We start from the raw sequence: 16,736 nt of genomic DNA, 5'->3' as shown, positions 1-16,736 counted from the left end.
GCGAGAATGTCGTTTTCATGCATTGCATATAAAGCATGTATATGCGATGAATTATTTCTCGGCGCGTGAGTTTTTCGTCGCGTCGCGGCGATCTTGGGTGGGCTGGCGGGCTGTGCGGGCGTCGGGTGTCCCTCTAGAATCCACGCGTACCCCGGTCCGACAAGCCGTCGGACGGGGGGGCGATGGCAGGGCGCCGGCCCGCATCCCGGAACACGAGGACATGAGCCGATTATGCAAAACATGCAGGACAACGCGTTGATCGCGAGCCGCGTCGCGCAGTTGATGGAACGGCACGGCGTGCCGAAGCAGAAGCAGACCCGCGCGCTTTCCGACATCTTGTTGCTGAGCTTCGCCCAGGCGCACCGCAAGATGCGCGGCCAGAGCACCTGGACCTTCAGCGAAATCCGCGGCGTGGCCGACGCTTACGGCGAGCCGGTGTTTGCGCTCGTCGATCCGCGCGAGGAGACGCGCGGCGAGCCGAGCGTCGCGCTGCTCGACGTCGGCACGCGGCTGCTCACCTGTCTCGCGTGGATCGGCGACGAACTGAAGGGCGGCAAGCCGCCCGAGTATGTCGCGCTGCGGGTGGGCGAGCTGTGGCGCATCTATCCGCACGACGCCGCGCCGATCGGTCAGCGCTTCGCGGTCGACCTGATCGAGATCCGGCCGAAGCACGCCGACAGCGGCAAGCCGTCGGTCGCGATCGTCGACGACGACCTGGGCGACGGCGGCGGCGAGCTGAAGACCGCCGACACGATCTGCCTGTACCTGAACGAGCGCGGCTTCGACGCGACGGCCTACTATGACGCGGGCAGCTTGCGCCATGCGATGCGTCACACGGTGTTCGACGCCTACGTGCTCGACTGGCTGCTCGGCAGCGAGACCGCGGAGGCCGCGATCAAGGACATCCGCGCCTCCGACAAGCCGCGCGCGCCGATCTTCCTGCTGACGGGCCAGCTCGACAGCGGCAATGTCGACGAATCGGACATCGCGCGCGTGATGACGGTGTTCGACGTCAACGTGCTCGAAAAGCCCGCGCGTCTGCCGCTCCTCGCCGCCGAACTGAACAAGCGCCTCAACACGCTGTAGCGCGCGGCGTCAGGGCGCGCCGCGCGAGAACACCGCGTCGAGCACGCGCTTCAGGTCGTCGGTGCGGATCGGCTTCATCAGGTAGTGCTCGAACAGGTCGCGGTCCGGCTCGGACAGCGTCTCGGGGCCGGCCGCGCTCAGCGCGACGATCGGCGTGCGCCGGTTCGGCCCGTCGCTCGCCGTCACCGAGCGCGCGACCGAGAGCCCGTCCTTGTCGGGCATGTTGATGTCGAGCAGCAGCGCGTCGAAGCGGCCGCGCGCGAGCAACTGCAGCGCCTCGTCCGCGCTCGCGGCCAGCTCGAAGCGCACGCCGGTCGCGGCGAGCATCGCGCGCAGCGATTCGCGCATCGCCTCCTGGTCGTCCACCGCGAGCACGATCTTGTCGGCGAGCCGATACGGCGCGCGCGCGCCGCGCTGCGCCGGGTCGTCCTGCTCGGCGGCGCGCTCGAGCGGCAGCACGACCTGGAAGGTCGTGCCGCGTCCGACCGTGCTGTTGACCGCGATCGATCCGCCCAGCAGGTTCAGCAGGCCACGCACGATCGCGAGGCCCATGCCGACGCCGTCGTGGCGGCGCGTGCTCGACGCGTCGAGCTGGGTGAACGGCTGGAAGATGCGGGCGGCCTGCTCCTGCGGGAAGCCGGGCCCGGTGTCCTCGATCTCGATCGACAACTGGTCGCGCTGCTCGCCGCGCAGCAGCGCCGCGTGCAGTGCGACGCCGCCGCGCTCGGTGTACTTGATCGCATTGGTCAGCAGATTGGTGACGACCTGCTGGATCCGGTAGGGATCCGACACGTAGACCGCCTCGTCGTCGGGAACCGTCTTGTCGAACCACAGCGCCTTGTGCCGCGCCCGGTCCGCGACGCTCTCGATCGCCGCGAGCAGCACGTCGCGCGGCACGAACGACTGGCGGCGCAGCGCGAGCTTGCCGGCGTTCATCCGCGACAGGTCGGTGAGATCCTTCATCTGCGCGTCGAGCTGGTCGGCCGCGCGCGCGAGCCGGTTGATGATCATCTGGTCGGCGGGCGGGAAGCTGCGGTCGGCCAGCACGTCGATGGCTGCGGTGATGCTCTGCAGCGGGGTGCGCAGCTCGTGGCCGACCATGCCGAGGAACGCGTTGCGCGCATTGACCGCTTCCGCCGCCGCGTGCGTGGCCTCCTGCTCGCGCACCAGCACCGCGCGCTGCCGCAGCATCAGCGCGCGCATGCGCCGCGCGTTCAGCACCAGGCCGCTGATGAGGCCGACGAACACCAGCAGCACGCCGATGCTCACGCTCATCAGCGCACGGCGGCGGTGCGTGTAGTCGGTGTACATGCGGTCGCGCAGCAGGCCCTCCGCGTTGCCGACGTTCATCTCGAGATCGGCGAACGGTTCGTCCATCAGGCGGAACCGGCCGGCGAGCGGGATGGCCGCCGCGCGATCGCGGCGCGCGGCTTCGAGGCCGCGTTCCAGGTCCGAGGCGATGTCGCCGAGCCGCTCGACCGAGGCCGTGTAGCCGCGCGTCTGCAACAGCAGGTAGGTGGAATCCGAGGGCTCGCTCAGGCGCGCGAGCTTCGCCTTGAGGATCTGGAATTTCACGTCGACGGTGTCGAAGTCCTCCTGCCCCGCGCCGTAGCGCAGCAGGGCCGCCTCGGCCTTGAGCGCGGCCTGCTCGAACTGCGAGACGGGGACGTAGTAGTTCTCCTGCTGTTCGAGCCGCCCCGTGAGACTGGGCGGCGCGAGGCTGACGAGCGCGTAGCCGAAATACAGCCACAGGACCGTGACGGCCGCGAGCACGATGCCGACGAATGCGAGCATCCGGTCGCCGGCGGGCTGCGTGAACCATTTCATGGCTTGACGTCGATGCGGCGCACGTGGAACACGAAGCGGCGCTGGCTGGTCACGCCGCTCAGCTCGCCGGGATACTGGTCGCGCGGGAACACGATGAAGAGCGGACCGAAGTCGCTCAGCGCCAGACGCTTGCCGTCGCCGCTGTACGCGAGGATCGGGTGGTAGCGCGTGATCAGCGCCATCGGGATCTCCTCGCGGTAGTCGTCGTACGCGTAGACCTTGATCGCGCTGCCGTGCGCGCCGGCGCGCGCGCGAGCACGTCCTCGAGGCGGGGCCCTTGCCAGGTGCGCCGCGGCGTCCAGTTGGTCGAGGTCTCGATGCGCGCGGCGGGCAGCGCGAGCAGCGCGGCTTCGTCGAAGTGGTAGACGGGATTGCGCGGATCGGCGGGGGTGGCCGAGGTTGCCGCCGATCTCGAGCGTCAGCGGACCGGCGTGCGCGCCCGCGCAGGCGAGCAGCGTGGCGCCGGCGAGGCGGCGCGCGGTGCGCGCGAATCGCGCGGCGCGGGTGGGCGGGACGGGATGCGGCTCGGGCATGGTGGTCGTCGACGGGCTGGCGGCGCTGCGCCGGTCCGCCTATTGTGCCCTACGGGCCGCGTTCAGCCGCTGAAGGTGTCGCAGACCCGGTTGCGGCCCATCGACTTGGCCTGGTACAGCGCGGCGTCGGCGAGCCTGACGAGCGCGACGTCGCTCGGCGCGCTGTCCTGGCGCGACGTCACCACGCCGATGCTGACCGTGAGCCGGCCGTAAGGGCTGCCGACATGTTCGATCTCGAGATCGTAGACGGTGCGCCGGACGTTTTCCGCGATCAGCGTCGCGCCCTGCTCGTCGGTGTCGGGCAGCGTGACGACGAATTCCTCGCCGCCGTAGCGCGCGACGTCGTCGGAGGCGCGGCGCACGCATTCGCGCAGGCACTGGCCGACCGCCCGGAGCACGTCGTCGCCCGACTGGTGCCCGTAGTAATCGTTGTACGGCTTGAACTGGTCGATGTCGACGAACAGCAGCGACAGCGGCCGGCCGGTGCGATGGGCCCGGTTCCATTCGCTGTGCAGCGTCTCGTCGAACGCGCCGCGGTTGCTGAGGCCCGTGAGCGCATCGGTGCGCGCGAGCCGCCGCAGCTGCGACTCGGCGAGCTGCCGCCAGCCCAGCTCGCGCGCGAGCAGCAGCGCACCACATACGATCACGGCGCTGAAGACCACCAGCAGCAGCGTGATGCGCCCGAGCCGCTTGTGCCATTCCGCATAGATGTAGCTTTCCGCCGGCGCCACGTCGACGATGATCGGCAGTCCCGGCAGGTGCTTGTAGACGAACAGGCGCTTCGTGCCGTCGATCGACGCGATGCCGCTGAACGCGCCTTCGCTCTCGACCATCGCGCGCTGGAACAGCGGCGAATCCGCGACATTGCGGCCGACGATCGCGCGGTCGTAGGGCAGGCGGTTGATCATCAGGCCGTTCGTCTCGATGATCGCGGCGGTGCCGCCCGGGCCGACCGACAGGCCGTCGAGCAGCGCGCGGAAATAGTCGATGCTGAGCGTGCCGACCACCACGCCGCCGAACGAGCCGTCGGCGCGCGTCACGCGCCGGCTGAGCGCGATCGTCAGCGCGCCGTTGCGCATGCGTGACGCATAGGGCGCGCTGATGAACAGCTCGCGGCCGGGGTGGGTGCGGTGATACCTGAAGTAGTCGCGATCGGCGAAATTACCGGCGCGGGCGGGAATCTGGTGCGCGTCGAGCACGATGTCGCCGAACTCGTTCATCACGTAGATGGTGCCGAGATACTTGCCGGACGCGGCGCGATCGAACAGCACCTTGGCGCGCATCGGCGCGGGCAGCGCCATTACCTCGGGGTCGCCGACCCCCTCGACCACCGCCTGCAGCGACAGGTCGTACAGCTCGATGTTGCGGGCGATGTCGCGCTCGAGCACGAGCACCAGGTTGCGGGCGTTCTCGCGCGCGCGCTGGTACGCGTCGTGGCGCGACTCGTACAGCACCCGCGCGCACAGCGCCCAGACGAACACCAGCAGCAGCATGCCGTAGATGACGACGCCCATCGGAGTCAGCAGGCGTGTCGCGGACGCGTTCAGGCAGCGGCTGGCTGAGGCAGAGGGCATACGCATGATCCCGGGGTGTCCTGTCTGCGGGTGGGCACGACGGCCGCCGGCGCGCAGGGTCGGGCGGCCGGCGGTGCTTGTGTATAAAGCGGTTGATTGTTCATTTCACTATAGCGCGAAAAGGTTGACGATCCGCATGACAAGCGGCTGACGAACGCTCGTGCGCAAGTGCTCGACGGGCGCCGGCCGCTCGTGGCGGGCCGCGCGGCAGGCCCGTCGGAATGGGCGTCGGCGGCGCAGTCGGTCGATTTGACCGATGCCTGCCGCGACGTATCCCGGTCGACGGGCTTGATCTGAATCAAGGCGTGGCGCACGCCGATTTAACAAGCAGAAAACGTGCCGTACCGGCCCGGCGACACATGTTTTCAATCGGCATGCAGGACGCGCGATGGTTGCGCGCGCATGGGTCCGGCGCGCTCAGGCGCGCAGTTCCGCGAGGATCTGGTCGGCGAGGAAATCGCACGGCGGCCGGTTCGATCGCGCGCTGCGCGCGAGCACGATGTCGAGGTCCGGCAGCGGCGGCAGCCCGTGCGCGGCCCCGTGCTGGGAGAAGTGCGCGGGCACCGCGCAGCGCGCGAGCGGCGCGACCGCGAGGCCGGCCTCGACCATGCTGCACAGGCCCATCAGGCTCGGGCTTTCGTAGGACGTGCGATAGGGGATCCGCGCGCGTTCCAGCGCACGGATCGCGTTCGCGCGCGCGACGCTGCCCGTGCCGAACAGCGCGACGGGCAGCGGACGCTCGCGCCAGATCTCCTTGCCGCCCGCGGGCGGCCCGGCCCAGACCATCGGCTCCGCGCGGATCGGGACGCCGCGCAGGCCGCGCATGCGGGTCGCGCAGGCGAGGTCGATCTTGTTGTCCTTGAGCAGCGGCACGAGCGTGCTGCTCGGCAGCCCGATCACCTGGATCTCGACGCGTGGATAGCTGGCAGAGAACTTGCGCAGCACGGGCGGCAGCAGCGACGACGCATAGTCGTCCGGCACGCCGATCGTCACGCGCCCCTTCACCTCGGGATGCACGAGCGAGGCCCAGGCCTCGTCGCGCAGCGCGAGCATGCGGCGCGCGTAGGCGAGCAGCGTGTGGCCGTCGGGCGTCGGCGTGACGCTGCGCGGGCCGCGCACGAACAGCGTTTTGCCGAGCGCGCTTTCGAGGGTCTTGATCTGCATGCTCAGCGCGGACTGCGAGCGATGCACGAGCGCCGCGCCGCGCACGAAGCTGCCCGCATCGGCGACGGCAACCACCATCGCCAGCACATCGAGGTCGAGGGCTTTCATGGCTATCAGAAAAACTGATTGAAAGGATCAATATAACGCGTTTGTCTGAATGCAAGGGCGCGCGCATACTGGGCCGATCGAAACCAGACGCCGCGCGCGGCCGGAGAGCTAGGGAATGACGATGACGTATGAAGCCTTCATGCAGTCGGGGATGCGCCTGGACATGTCGCGGGGCAAGCCCTCGCCCGAGCAGCTCGATCTCGCGACCGCGTGCTTCGACGCGGCGGGTGCGCCGGGCCATCTGTCGCGCGACGGCATCGATTGTCGGAACTACGGGCTGCCGCTCGGCTTGCCGGAGGCGCGCGCGTTCGGCGCCGCGCTGCTCGACGTCGCGCCGGCGCAGGTCGCGGCGATGGGCAATTCGAGCCTCGAACTGATGCACGACGCGCTGGTATTCGCGACCTTGTTCGGCGTGCCGGGCGGCGCGCCGTGGCGCGACATCGCGTTCCTGTGCCCGGTGCCGGGCTACGATCGCCACTTCTCGATCTGCGCGTCGCTCGGGATCCGCATGATCAACGTGCCGATGCGCGACGACGGTCCGGATCTCGACTTCATCGAGGCCCAGGTGCGCGACGATCCCGCGATCAAGGGCATCTGGTGCGTGCCCTTGTACGGCAATCCGACCGGCGCGATCTATTCGGCCGAGACCGTGCGGCGGCTCGCATCGATGCCGACGGCCGCGCCCGACTTCCGGCTGTTTTGGGACGACGCCTATCGCTTCCACCACCTGACGCCGACCGCGCACGCGACGCCCGACGTGCTCGCCGCGTGCGCGGCCGCGGGCCATCCGGATCGCGCGCTGGTGTTCGCCTCGCTGTCGAAGGTCACGTACGGCGGCGGCGGCGTTGCTTTCCTGGCCGCGTCGAAGGACAACCTCGACTGGTGGGCGCGCCATGTGTCGGTGCGCACGATCGGCCCCGACAAGCTGAACCAGCTGCGCCACGTGCGCGCGCTGCGCGACCGCGCCGGCGTCGATGCGCTGATGGCCGGCCATCGCGCCTTGCTGCGTCCGAAGTTCGATGCGGTGCACGCGGCGTTCGGCGAGCTGCTGGAGGGGGTGCCGGACGTCTCGTGGACACGGCCGGCGGGCGGCTACTTCATCAGCCTGTATGGGCCGCGCGGCAGCGCGCGGCGCACGGTCGAGCTGGCCGCGCAGGCGGGGCTCGTGCTCACGCCCGCGGGCGCGGCCTATCCGCACGGCCGGGATCCGGACGACCGGCACCTGCGGATCGCACCGTCGTTCCCGTCGCTCGACGAAGTCACGCTGGCCGCGCGCGGCATCGCGCTGGCGCTGCGCCGCGCGATTCAGGCGGACTGACGCGCGCGGTCAGCCGGGCTGGCCGGCCGGCTGGATTTCCGCCTGCGCGCGCGGCGCGGCCGCGACGTCGCGCAGCCATTCCGTGGTCGCGTTCGGTTGCGTGACGGGCAGCATGTGGCCGCCGTCGACCACCTTCAGGTTCACGCTGTCGAGCTTGCGCTTGAGCGCCTCGCCGTGGCGCTGCCAGTTGAGGATCACATCGCCGCGGCCGAACAGCATGTCCACCGGCACCTCGAGCGACGGGTAGCGGCGCTCCATGTCGGGCAGGTCGTCCGGCGCGGCGACGAGGTCGGACGAGGCGGCATAGAACGCGTCGGGCCGCAGGCCCATCAGCCCGCCGCCCTTGACCGCGAAGTCCTTCGGCACGGGCTCCGGCGCGAAGATCATGTCGATCGCCTTGCGCGATTGCAGGATCGACACCGGGATGCCGAGCGTGTACGACACCAGCCGGCGCACCAGCGCGAAGCGCAGCGCGAGCCCGCGGAACGGGCCGGGCGGCTCGGTCTCGACGTGCGTGAGCGGCGCGATCAGCGCGAGCCGGCTGACCTGGCGCGGATGGTTGAGGCCGACCGCGAGCGCGATCGCGCCGCCCAGCGAGTGGCCGACCACGACCGGGCGGTCGAGCCCGAGCGCGTCGATGAACATCGCGATCGTGCGCGCCTGCGCATACACGTTCGCGCCCGAACGCGCGCCGCGCGTCGCGCGGCCGGAACCGGGCCGGTCGACCACGATCACGCGGTGCGACTGCGCGAGCCGCCGCAGGTCGAGGTAGGCGAAATTGCGCAGCTGGCCGCACAGGCCGTGCACGAGCACGATCGGCGGCCCGCTGCCGTAGTCGACGTAGTGCAGGCGGTCCGCGCCGATGTCGATGAACTTGCCCTCGGGCGGGAACAGCCGCGTGATGCGCCCTGCGGTGTAAAAGGTGAACGCGACGAGCGCCGCGAGCACGATGACAAAAGCGGAGAGAAGCGTCGTTATCACGGGGTCACCTTGCGTCGTAGGCGGGTTGCGGGGTGTCGTCGCGGGCGGCGAGCGGCGCGCGGCGGCGCTCGAAATGCATCGCGTCGTCGATCAGCGAGCCGAAGCGCAGCGTCGCGAGATCGCGCGCGTAGTTCTGGTGGGAGCGCCACGGATTGCGCGCGCCCTGCTTCGGCAGCACGGCGGCGGCGCGCTGGATGTAGCCGGAGGTCAGGTCGACCGCGGGCGCGAGTGTCATGCCGGCGGCGTCGGCGCGCGGCACGCAGCTGTCGTAGCCGTGCGCCTGCATGTGGTTGAGCAGCCGGCAGACGTAGAGCGCGATCAGCTCGGCCTTCAAGGTCCACGACGCGTTCGTGTAGCCGAACGACGACGCGAGGTTCGGCACGCCGCTGTACATCATGCCCTTGTACGACACGCTGTCCGACAACTGCACGGGCCGTCCGTCGACGCTGATCGCCGCGCCGCCCAGCAGTTTCAGCTTGAGTCCGGTCGCGGACACGATCACGTCGGCGTCGAGGCGCTGGCCGCTTTTCAGGCGCAGCCCGGTGGGCGTGAAGCGTTCGATCTCGTCGGTGACGATCGATGCGTTGCCCGCGCGGATCGCCTTGAACAGGTCGCCGTTCGGCACGAGGCAGAGGCGCTGGTCCCAGGGCTGGTAGCGCGGCGCGAGGTGCTTGTTGACGTCGAACTGCGGGCCGAGCTGGCGGCCCGCCGCGCGGAGGATGAATTTCCGGGTCGCGTCCGGGCGGCGGCGCGCGAGATTGTAGAAATACATCGTCAGCAGCACGTTCTTCGTGCGCACCAGCTTGTGCGCGAAGCCGGCCGGCAGCCAGCGGCGCAGCGCGTCGGCGATCCTGTCGCGCGCGGGCAGCGACACGATGTAGGTCGGCGAGCGCTGCAGCATCGTCACGTGCCGCGCGGCGCCCGCCATCGACGGCACCAGCGTCACCGCGGTCGCGCCGCTGCCGATCACGACGACGCGCTTGCCCGCGTAATCGAGGTCGGTGGGCCAGTGCTGCGGATGCACGACGCGGCCCGCGTACTGCTCCATGTCCGGCCAGCGCGGCGCGTGGCCTTCCTCGTAGTCGTAGTAGCCGCTGCACATGTAGAGGAAGCGGCAGGTGTAGCGGATTTCCGCGGTCTGGCCCGCGCCGTCGTCGCGCTGCACGTGCACCGTCCAGCGCGCGCTCGCGGAATCCCAGTTGGCGGCCGTCACCTTGTGGTGATAGCGGATCGCGCGGTCGATGCCGAAGTGTCGCGCGGTGTCCTTGATGTAGTCGAGGATCGTGCCGCCGTCGGAGATCGCCAGCGCGCTGTGCCACGGATGGAAGCTGTAGCCGAGCGTGAACATGTCGGAGTCGGAGCGCACGCCCGGATAGCGGAACAGGTCCCAGGTGCCGCCCATCGCGCCGCGTCCTTCCAGGATCGCGACGCGCGCGGACGGGCAGCGTTCGCGCAGGTGATAGGCGGCGCCGATGCCGGACAGGCCGGCGCCGACGATCAGGACATCGAAATCCGTGGCGGCGTCGTCGCGCGCGGCGGGCCGATCGGCGGTGGGGCTCATGCGGGGTCCTTGCGGATGGAGGAATCGAGATCGCGCGACGAGGCGTCCGCGCCGCGCCGCAGGTGGCGCGCGCGCGATTGGCGGACGAAGCGCAGCACCAGCACCTGATAGGCGGACCCGAGCAGGCGTGCGAGCCGGTCGAGGCGGCGCGCGTCCGCGCCGACCAGCACGCGCCGCGCATTGCGTTCGACGCCCGCCAGGATCTGGCGCGCCGCCGCATCGGCGCTCGTCACGTTGATGAGCCGGTTGGCCGAGCGGCGGTGCGCGTCGCTGTCCTGGCCGGTCAGCGCATGGATGCTCGTGTCGATGCGCGATGCGGTCGCGATGTTGGTCGCGACGCCGCCCGGATGGATGCTGGTCGCGCTGACGGGCGCGCCTTCGAGTTCGAGTTCCATGCGCAGCGCTTCGGTGAAGCCGCGCACCGCGAACTTGCTGGCGTTGTAGGCGCTCTGGGTCGGCATCGCGATCAGGCCGAACAGGCTCGACGTGTTGATCACGTGGCCGTCGCCCGACGCGCGCAGATAAGGCAGGAACGCCTGGGTGCCATGCACGACGCCCCAGAAGTTGATGCCCATGATCCACTCGAAGTCTTCGATGGACGCCTCCGAGGCGCTCGCCGCGAGCGACACGCCCGCGTTGTTGAAGACCAGGTTGATCCGGCCGTGCGCGTCGTGGGCGGCGCGCGCCCAGGCGAACACGGCTTCGCGCGAGGCGACGTCCACGCGCTGCGACGTCACCCGCACGCCGTAGGGCGTGCAGGCGGCGACCGTCTGCGCCAGCCCTTCCGGATTGACGTCGCTGAGCGCGAGATGGCAGCCGCGCCGCGCGAGTTCCACGGCGAGACTGCGCCCCATGCCCGATCCGGCGCCGGTGATCGCGGCGACCTTGTCCGAAAAACTCCTCATCCGACGTCCCTCCCTGGGGATTTGTCTGTCCGGCTTCGATGGCCTTAAATGTGGTGTATCGTGTCACCACTTTAGTTTTGGCGCTGGCTGTTGTCAAATCACGGAAATGGAGAAAACACTCGAAACACCCCGCAAGGGGCGGCCCTATGGCGGCGTGTCGTCGGAGGCGCGGGCGGCGGAGCGGCGCGCGGCGCTGATTCAGGCGGGCACCCGGCTGTTCGGCACGACCGGCTTTCGCAAGACCACCGTGCGCGCGCTGTGCAAGGAGGCGAGGCTGAACGACCGCTATTTCTATGCCGAGTTCGAGAGCGCCGAGGCGCTGCTGCGCGCGACCTACCAGCACCACGCCGAGGGCTTGAGGGCGCAGGTGCGGCAGGCGGTCGAGGCGGGCGGGCACGAACGGCTCGACGCGCGCATCGACGCCGGCCTGCGCGCGTTCTTCGCGTTCCTGCGCGATACGTGCGCGGCGCGCGTGTTGCTGTTCGAGGTGATGGGCGTGAGCGCCGAGACCGATCTGACCTACCAGCGCAATCTGCTGGAGTTCGGCTGGATGATCATGTCGTTCGCGCAGCCGCTCGAAACCGAGGATGCCGCGCGGCGCGCGGACCAGCGGCTGATCGGGCTGGGGCTGGTCGGCGCGATGACCAACCTCGCCGCGGCGTGGCTGCTGACCGGCTATCGCGATTCGGAGGAGACGATGGTGCGCAACTGCCGGCAGGTGCTGTTGGGGACTTTGCAGTATCGGGGGGCGTGAGGGGGCGGGGCGTGTATGCCGTGCGCGCTGCGAGGCTGATCAGCCGCCGGTCTGCAGGGTGGTGGGCGCGGTGGTCAATTGCTGCTGGGGCGCTCGCACATCGATCACGTCTCGCCCTACCTGGAGGTGTCAGCACGAGAGCGGCGTGACGCTGCTGCGGCATTTGACTACCTACCCTGGGAGTGAAGATTTCGAGCCCGAGGCTGATATACCGATGGCGCGCGGTCGCGCGCCGGTGATCACCGTGATGTATGATACTCATTGAGTAGATTAAACGTGAGGCGACCGCGCATGCGCACCCTGGCTGAACACCCTATCGACGCCGATACCAAGCAGACGGCATTCGCCTTTCTGGACAGGGCCGCCAAGGCCTTTCCGGTCAAAGGAGCCATCCTCTTTGGTAGTCGTGCGAAAGGCGGATTCCGCCCGGACAGTGACGCCGATATCGCGGTTGTCCTGCCGGGGCCACGCGGCCAATTCATGGCGGCCAAACTGATGATGGCCGACATGGCGTTTGATGTCTTGCTGGAAACGGGAATCCGGGTGCAGCCCCTTCCCGTCTGGGAAGACGAATGGGAACACCCTGAGTCGTATTCCAACCCCGCGCTATTGCGCAATATCGAAAGTGACGGAGTTCGACTGTGGTAAGCGTCCACGACCTTCTGACGAAGGCCCTTAGGGCATCGTCCTCGGCGGCTTTGCTGCTCGATGATGGTGACATTAACGGAGCGTGCAATCGCGCCTATTACGCCATGTTCGACGCGGCGCGCGCCGCGTTGCTCGCCTCCGGTGCGCCGGTCGATCCGAGCGTCGTGCGAACGCACAACGGTGTGATCGCGGCCTTCGGCCTGCACCTGGTTAAGACCGGTCAGGTGCAGCCTGAGTGGGGCCGCACACTGAACCGGGCTCAGGAAATCCGCCAGGTGGCCGACTATACCGGCGACAGGGTGGACATGGAGCTGGCAACTTGGGTCGTCGAGCAGTCAGGCTTGTTCATTCAGGCGATTCGGGCCGCGTACCAGATTGATGCGCCGGGACCGGCTGACGAAGGTCCGCGACAGCCCCGCCCGTGAACCGCATGAACACGGTCATATGTCGAAATTTGGTGAGAGGATGGTGCGGTGAGAAAGAGTACACCGATGACGCAGCAGGACTTTCTGCGGGAGGCAATGGGCACGATGGGCATGACGCGCGAGCAGTTTGCGGAACGCATAGGTGCAAAGAAGCGCGGGTTGGATAACTGGCTTCTGCCCAGCGATTCCAAGGAGTTTCGCGCCATGCCCGAGATGGCGTGGAAGTTCATTCGCGAAATTTTGCAGAATCATCACGAAAAGGCTTGATGATACTCATTGAGTATATTTCATGAAAATATACTCAATGAGGCGGATGGATGAGAAGCGACGCGTATCGACTGTCTCTCATGCGTCGCGCCCTTGCGCGTAGCATCCAGTATTCACCTTCTACAAGCGACAGAGAAGCGGCGATATCGTCCTGTCATCGAAACAGGGAGGTGTCATGGACAAAGTCATTCTCATCACGGGCGCATCGAGTGGAATCGGCGAGGGCATTGCACGCGCGCTGGCTGTACCGGGCGCGAAGCTCATGCTGGGCGCGCGCCGCACGGACCGGCTCGACGCCATCGCGCGCGATCTCCGCGCGGCGGGTGCCGCAGTCGAAACCCGCGCGCTCGGCGTGACTGATCGCCGATCGGCGCAAGCGTTCGCGGATGCGGCGCTGGAGACGTGGGGACGGATCGACGTACTGGTGAACAACGCGGGCGTCATGCCGCCTGTCGCCGCTCGTCGCCGGCCATCACGACGAATGGGACCGCATGGTGGACGTCAACCTCAAGGGGGTCCTGTGGAACATCGCGGCCGTGCTGCCGCACATGGATTCGCGCGGCGCCGGGCAGATCATCAACATCGCGTCGATCGGTGCGCTCTCGGTGTCGCCGACCGCCGCCATCTACTGCGCGACGAAGTTCGCGGTGCGCGCGTTGTCGGACGGCCTGCGCCAAGAGCATCCCACACTGCGGATCACTTGCATCAATCCCGGTGTCGTCGAAAGCGAGCTGGCCGACACGATCACGCACGCGCCGACCCAGGCGTACATGCGCGAGTACCGCGCGATTGCGCTGCAACCGATGGATATCGGGCGCGCGGTGCGCCACGTGATCGAGTCGCCTATGAGCGTCAGCGTGAACGAACTCACGATCCGGCCTACGGGCCAGACCAGCTGACCCCCCGTTTCCTCAAGGAGCAACCGATGAACGATCAATCGCCCGTGTGGTTCATTTCCGGTGCATCGTCCGGCCTCGGCCGTGCGCTCGCCGAAGCCGTGCTCGAACGCGGCTGGCGCGCGGTGGTGACCGCACGCCGGCCCGACAGCCTGTCGGATCTCGCCTGCCGGTACAGCGAACGTGTGTTGCCGCTGCAGCTCGACGTCACCGATCCGGCGTCGATCGCAAGCGCCGTCGAGCAGGCGCGATCTCATTTCGGCGCAATCGACGTGCTCGTCAACAGCGCCGGCTTCGGGTATCTCGCCGCGATCGAGGAAGGCGAGGACCGCGAGATCCGCGCGCAGTTCGAGGTCAACGTGTTCGGCCTTAACGCACTGACGCAGCGGATTCTTCCCGGCATGCGGCAGCAGCGCCGAGGGCACATCTTCAATATGTCGTCGCTCGGCGGGCTCGTCGCGTTTGCCGCGACGGGCTACTACCACGCGACGAAATTCGCGGTCGAGGCCCTGTCCGAATCGCTGCCCCATGAAGTCGCGCCGCTGGGCATTCGCGTGACGATCGTCGAGCCGGGCGCGTTTCGCACCGACTGGGCGGGGTGTTCGATGCTTGAATCCGCGACTCGGATCGACGACTACGCGGACACGGCGGGAAAGCGCCGCGCGGCGACACGCGCGGTGTCGGGCAAGCAGCCCGGCGACCCGGCGCGCGGCTCTCGCGATCATCGCCGCGTACGAAGCCGACGAGCCGCCGCTGCGCCTGCTCCTCGGCGGTGCCGCGCTGAAGGTCGCGCTGGCGCGGCTCGATGCGCTGCGCGACAACTTCGATGCGTGGGCAGAAACAACGAAGCGCGCAGACTTTCCGGACCAGGAGTGATTTGCCGTAGCCGGCGCGATGTGTTCGGCACGATGCGCGCGGCGCGGGATCCGGATCGACCGCGAAGAATTCACGTTAGCGCAGCCAAAGACCGGCAAGCGGTACGTATCCGAGAGTCATATCTTTCGCGCCACCCACATGTGCTCCGACACGTACATGGGAAATCGTATGTGAAATCGGTATCGTCCAGCCCTCATTGACAAACTGCTTGTCCAGCTCCTTATAACGTTCCATCCGCGTTGGAGCATCCGGGCATTCTCTGATCGCCAGCAATTTTTTATCGATGGACAGCCGGTGCTCCTTCGCTATCCATCGACGGAAGACTGGCTCCTCTGAAAACTGCCAATGGCAGCACATTTCTTCGTTTGAATTGCTATAGCCGCCGCACACAACGAGATCGGCGGACTCCACCCAATCGCATCGAAGGTACTCTTCGTGCGACAGCACTGCAACGGCAACGTCCACATCTGCGGCCTGAAGCCTATTCAGAATCAAATTAAATATCTCCTCGTCTTTGCTGGTCAAGATCGCCACCATCTTCAACTTGGCTGTCTTCGGAATACGTGGTCGACGAGTCCCAAGCGTAGCGACACGATGCCGCCACGCAGGCAAATATCCGAACGCGGGGCGCCGGGAGATACCTTGCGTCGAGATCAACTCGGTCCGCGCAAGCCAGTCTGCCAATGCAAGCCGCTGTGATGCGCTCGAGAAGAACGGCCGGCACGGATTACACACAACCTGCACGCTGGTGGACAGCTCTTGCACAACCTGGCTCTGTCCTGTGGGCGAATCGGAAATTGGGCCAAAGTGAAGATCGAACTTCGATGCTTCATCTGCCTCCGACATCACCCACAAGTCGATTTCCTCGAGCAGTGCGCGTTCTTTGTAGTAGTTTTCGAATGCTGACAGGGAGAGACGATAATCGCTACGCCGCGTGAGCCTGAACGGGCCGCTGCCGATCGGCATGAACGAGAAATCACTGCTCCTCTTTCTAGGGACGATCGATGCACTTTCGGTTGCAAGGTAGTGCAGCCAAAAGTAGTCCCCGGTCTTCAAGCGACACGTCACTTTCCAGCTGCCGCTAACGTCCACGGAGTCTAGATTCCTGAAATGTGACTCATCGTCGCCCATCGCATCGCGTAAACGGAGTAGCGTGTGCTGAACATCCACAGCCTCCAGCGGACTTCCATCGTGGAAGGTCAATCCACGCCTGAGCCAGAAATTCCAGATTTTTCCATTCTCCTCATCCTCCCAATGGTGAGACAATGCGGGAATCAATTGATTTGTAGTCCGATCAAATTCCAAAAGCCGCGCGAAAATATGATGGATTAAATACGCCTCTGTTAAGAATTTAGCCTCTAACGGATCAAGCGCCCTCACGGTACGCGCCAACGGTATTCGGAGCCGGGCGAATGCACCGTCAACCTCCGACACCCCCATGAAATCCGGCAGTCGCGTCATCAGTTGCTTTCGCTGATCGCTGTCGAGGCTGGCAAAGGCCTCCTCCAACTCGCCTTTGGCGAGCAGCGTTGACAGATGATCCAACCACACCTGTTTCGGTGTGGTGAGCAAGGCTAGACGAGAGAAGTGCCCGCGCCCGCGAGCCGCATCCCAGCTGAGCCAACCTCGCGCCTCCATCTTGCGCAGCAAGAGCCGCGCGTTGCGTTCGGTGCAATGCAATGCCTCTGCTAGTGCCGGGAGACCAGGCTGGGCGGCCTTCGCCTCCAGCAGCTCGTGAATTTTCTGAAATTGATCGATGAGTCGCATAAAAGAGGAAATCGCGCCACTGAAATCGTCCGTTTTTATTTTCCGC

15 protein-coding genes and 2 pseudogenes are annotated in these 16,736 nt (G+C 67.1%); 9 read left to right on the top strand and 8 right to left on the bottom strand.

What is annotated here, in order from left to right:
- Positions 1-231: 231 nt before the first annotated feature.
- Positions 232-1,086, top strand: coding sequence for a helix-turn-helix domain-containing protein (locus Bsp3421_RS15830; RefSeq protein ID WP_273996865.1), 855 nt, complete (start codon positions 232-234; stop codon positions 1,084-1,086).
- Positions 1,087-1,095: 9 nt separating this feature from the next.
- Here the strand turns inward: Bsp3421_RS15830 and Bsp3421_RS15825 are convergent, their stop codons facing one another.
- The 4 genes from Bsp3421_RS15825 to Bsp3421_RS15810 form a co-directional block, all read right to left on the bottom strand.
- The gene (locus tag Bsp3421_RS15825) at positions 1,096-2,913 is read right to left on the bottom strand and encodes a hybrid sensor histidine kinase/response regulator (protein WP_273996864.1); all 1,818 of its coding nucleotides are present in this window, start codon (positions 2,911-2,913) and stop codon (positions 1,096-1,098) included.
- Entirely contained in the window at positions 2,910-3,446 is a 537-nt protein-coding gene (locus Bsp3421_RS15820) for a hypothetical protein (protein WP_273996863.1), read from the bottom strand. Before Bsp3421_RS15820 ends, Bsp3421_RS15825 begins: the two co-directional genes overlap by 4 nt.
- A 62-nt stretch (positions 3,447-3,508) precedes the next feature.
- Complete coding sequence (locus Bsp3421_RS15815; protein WP_443111460.1) at positions 3,509-5,020, bottom strand: sensor domain-containing diguanylate cyclase; 1,512 nt, start codon at positions 5,018-5,020, stop codon at positions 3,509-3,511.
- A 417-nt stretch (positions 5,021-5,437) separates the two neighbouring features.
- A complete protein-coding gene (locus tag Bsp3421_RS15810) occupies positions 5,438-6,292 on the bottom strand; it encodes a LysR substrate-binding domain-containing protein (RefSeq protein ID WP_273996861.1) in 855 nt (284 codons plus the stop codon).
- Positions 6,293-6,407: 115 nt separating this feature from the next.
- On the opposite strand from Bsp3421_RS15810, the gene Bsp3421_RS15805 reads away from it, so the two are divergent.
- On the top strand, positions 6,408-7,610 hold the full coding sequence (locus tag Bsp3421_RS15805; protein WP_273996860.1) for an aminotransferase class I/II-fold pyridoxal phosphate-dependent enzyme: 1,203 nt from the start codon (positions 6,408-6,410) through the stop codon (positions 7,608-7,610).
- A gap of 9 nt (positions 7,611-7,619) precedes the next feature.
- Here the strand turns inward: Bsp3421_RS15805 and Bsp3421_RS15800 are convergent, their stop codons facing one another.
- From Bsp3421_RS15800 to Bsp3421_RS15790, 3 genes are read right to left on the bottom strand one after another with little or no spacing between them, the layout of a single operon-like run.
- On the bottom strand, positions 7,620-8,591 hold the full coding sequence (locus Bsp3421_RS15800) for an alpha/beta fold hydrolase (protein WP_273996859.1): 972 nt from the start codon (positions 8,589-8,591) through the stop codon (positions 7,620-7,622).
- A gap of 4 nt (positions 8,592-8,595) precedes the next feature.
- Positions 8,596-10,152: a flavin-containing monooxygenase gene (locus tag Bsp3421_RS15795; protein ID WP_273996858.1), complete on the bottom strand. Its 1,557-nt coding sequence runs from the start codon at positions 10,150-10,152 to the stop codon at positions 8,596-8,598.
- Complete coding sequence (locus Bsp3421_RS15790; protein WP_273996857.1) at positions 10,149-11,057, bottom strand: SDR family NAD(P)-dependent oxidoreductase; 909 nt, start codon at positions 11,055-11,057, stop codon at positions 10,149-10,151. Before Bsp3421_RS15790 ends, Bsp3421_RS15795 begins: the two co-directional genes overlap by 4 nt.
- A 106-nt stretch (positions 11,058-11,163) precedes the next feature.
- Between Bsp3421_RS15790 and Bsp3421_RS15785 the strand changes: the two genes are divergently transcribed.
- The 7 genes and pseudogenes from Bsp3421_RS15785 (at position 11,164) to Bsp3421_RS15760 (ending at position 14,923) form a co-directional block, all read left to right on the top strand.
- Positions 11,164-11,811, top strand: coding sequence for a TetR/AcrR family transcriptional regulator (locus tag Bsp3421_RS15785; RefSeq protein ID WP_273996856.1), 648 nt, complete (start codon positions 11,164-11,166; stop codon positions 11,809-11,811).
- Between the two features lie 291 nt (positions 11,812-12,102).
- Positions 12,103-12,459: a nucleotidyltransferase domain-containing protein gene (locus Bsp3421_RS15780; protein ID WP_252983326.1), complete on the top strand. Its 357-nt coding sequence runs from the start codon at positions 12,103-12,105 to the stop codon at positions 12,457-12,459.
- A gap of 50 nt (positions 12,460-12,509) precedes the next feature.
- Positions 12,510-12,884, top strand: a complete 375-nt coding sequence (locus Bsp3421_RS15775) for a HEPN domain-containing protein (protein ID WP_273996855.1) — start codon at positions 12,510-12,512, stop codon at positions 12,882-12,884.
- Between the two features lie 66 nt (positions 12,885-12,950).
- Positions 12,951-13,151 carry a transcriptional regulator gene (locus Bsp3421_RS15770; RefSeq protein ID WP_273996854.1) on the top strand — a complete coding sequence of 67 codons (201 nt, stop codon included), beginning with the start codon at positions 12,951-12,953 and terminating at the stop codon, positions 13,149-13,151.
- Between the two features lie 175 nt (positions 13,152-13,326).
- A pseudogene (locus Bsp3421_RS34025) lies at positions 13,327-13,545 on the top strand (SDR family NAD(P)-dependent oxidoreductase); the annotation flags it as partial.
- A gap of 97 nt (positions 13,546-13,642) precedes the next feature.
- Positions 13,643-14,050 (top strand): SDR family oxidoreductase, encoded by a 408-nt coding sequence (locus Bsp3421_RS34020; RefSeq protein ID WP_337995287.1) that lies wholly within the window; start codon positions 13,643-13,645, stop codon positions 14,048-14,050.
- Positions 14,051-14,076: 26 nt separating this feature from the next.
- Positions 14,077-14,923, top strand: a pseudogene (locus Bsp3421_RS15760) (oxidoreductase).
- 75 nt (positions 14,924-14,998) lie between these two features.
- On the opposite strand, the gene Bsp3421_RS15755 reads toward Bsp3421_RS15760, so the two are convergent.
- Positions 14,999-16,690 (bottom strand): SgrR family transcriptional regulator, encoded by a 1,692-nt coding sequence (locus tag Bsp3421_RS15755; RefSeq protein ID WP_273996853.1) that lies wholly within the window; start codon positions 16,688-16,690, stop codon positions 14,999-15,001.
- Positions 16,691-16,736 lie beyond the last annotated feature (46 nt).

It is taken from the genome of Burkholderia sp. FERM BP-3421 (assembly GCF_028657905.1).
Classification (GTDB): Bacteria; Pseudomonadota; Gammaproteobacteria; order Burkholderiales; family Burkholderiaceae; genus Burkholderia.
This window is presented reverse-complemented; position numbering and strand designations above follow the sequence as displayed.

Bases quoted from the DNA above. Each gene is read 5' to 3' on its own strand.
- Bsp3421_RS15830 (WP_273996865.1), top strand. From the start codon at position 232: ATGCAAAACATGCAGGACAACGCGTTGATCGCGAGCCGCGTCGCGCAG.
- Bsp3421_RS15825 (WP_273996864.1), bottom strand. From the start codon at position 2,913: ATGAAATGGTTCACGCAGCCCGCCGGCGACCGGATGCTCGCATTCGTC.
- Bsp3421_RS15820 (WP_273996863.1), bottom strand. From the start codon at position 3,446: ATGCCCGAGCCGCATCCCGTCCCGCCCACCCGCGCCGCGCGATTCGCG.
- Bsp3421_RS15815 (WP_443111460.1), bottom strand. From the start codon at position 5,020: ATGCCCTCTGCCTCAGCCAGCCGCTGCCTGAACGCGTCCGCGACACGC.
- Bsp3421_RS15810 (WP_273996861.1), bottom strand. From the start codon at position 6,292: ATGAAAGCCCTCGACCTCGATGTGCTGGCGATGGTGGTTGCCGTCGCC.
- Bsp3421_RS15805 (WP_273996860.1), top strand. From the start codon at position 6,408: ATGACGATGACGTATGAAGCCTTCATGCAGTCGGGGATGCGCCTGGAC.
- Bsp3421_RS15795 (WP_273996858.1), bottom strand. From the start codon at position 10,152: ATGAGCCCCACCGCCGATCGGCCCGCCGCGCGCGACGACGCCGCCACG.
- Bsp3421_RS15790 (WP_273996857.1), bottom strand. From the start codon at position 11,057: ATGAGGAGTTTTTCGGACAAGGTCGCCGCGATCACCGGCGCCGGATCG.
- Bsp3421_RS15785 (WP_273996856.1), top strand. From the start codon at position 11,164: ATGGAGAAAACACTCGAAACACCCCGCAAGGGGCGGCCCTATGGCGGC.
- Bsp3421_RS15780 (WP_252983326.1), top strand. From the start codon at position 12,103: ATGCGCACCCTGGCTGAACACCCTATCGACGCCGATACCAAGCAGACG.
- Bsp3421_RS15770 (WP_273996854.1), top strand. From the start codon at position 12,951: ATGACGCAGCAGGACTTTCTGCGGGAGGCAATGGGCACGATGGGCATG.
- Bsp3421_RS34020 (WP_337995287.1), top strand. From the start codon at position 13,643: ATGGTGGACGTCAACCTCAAGGGGGTCCTGTGGAACATCGCGGCCGTG.
- Bsp3421_RS15755 (WP_273996853.1), bottom strand. From the start codon at position 16,690: ATGCGACTCATCGATCAATTTCAGAAAATTCACGAGCTGCTGGAGGCG.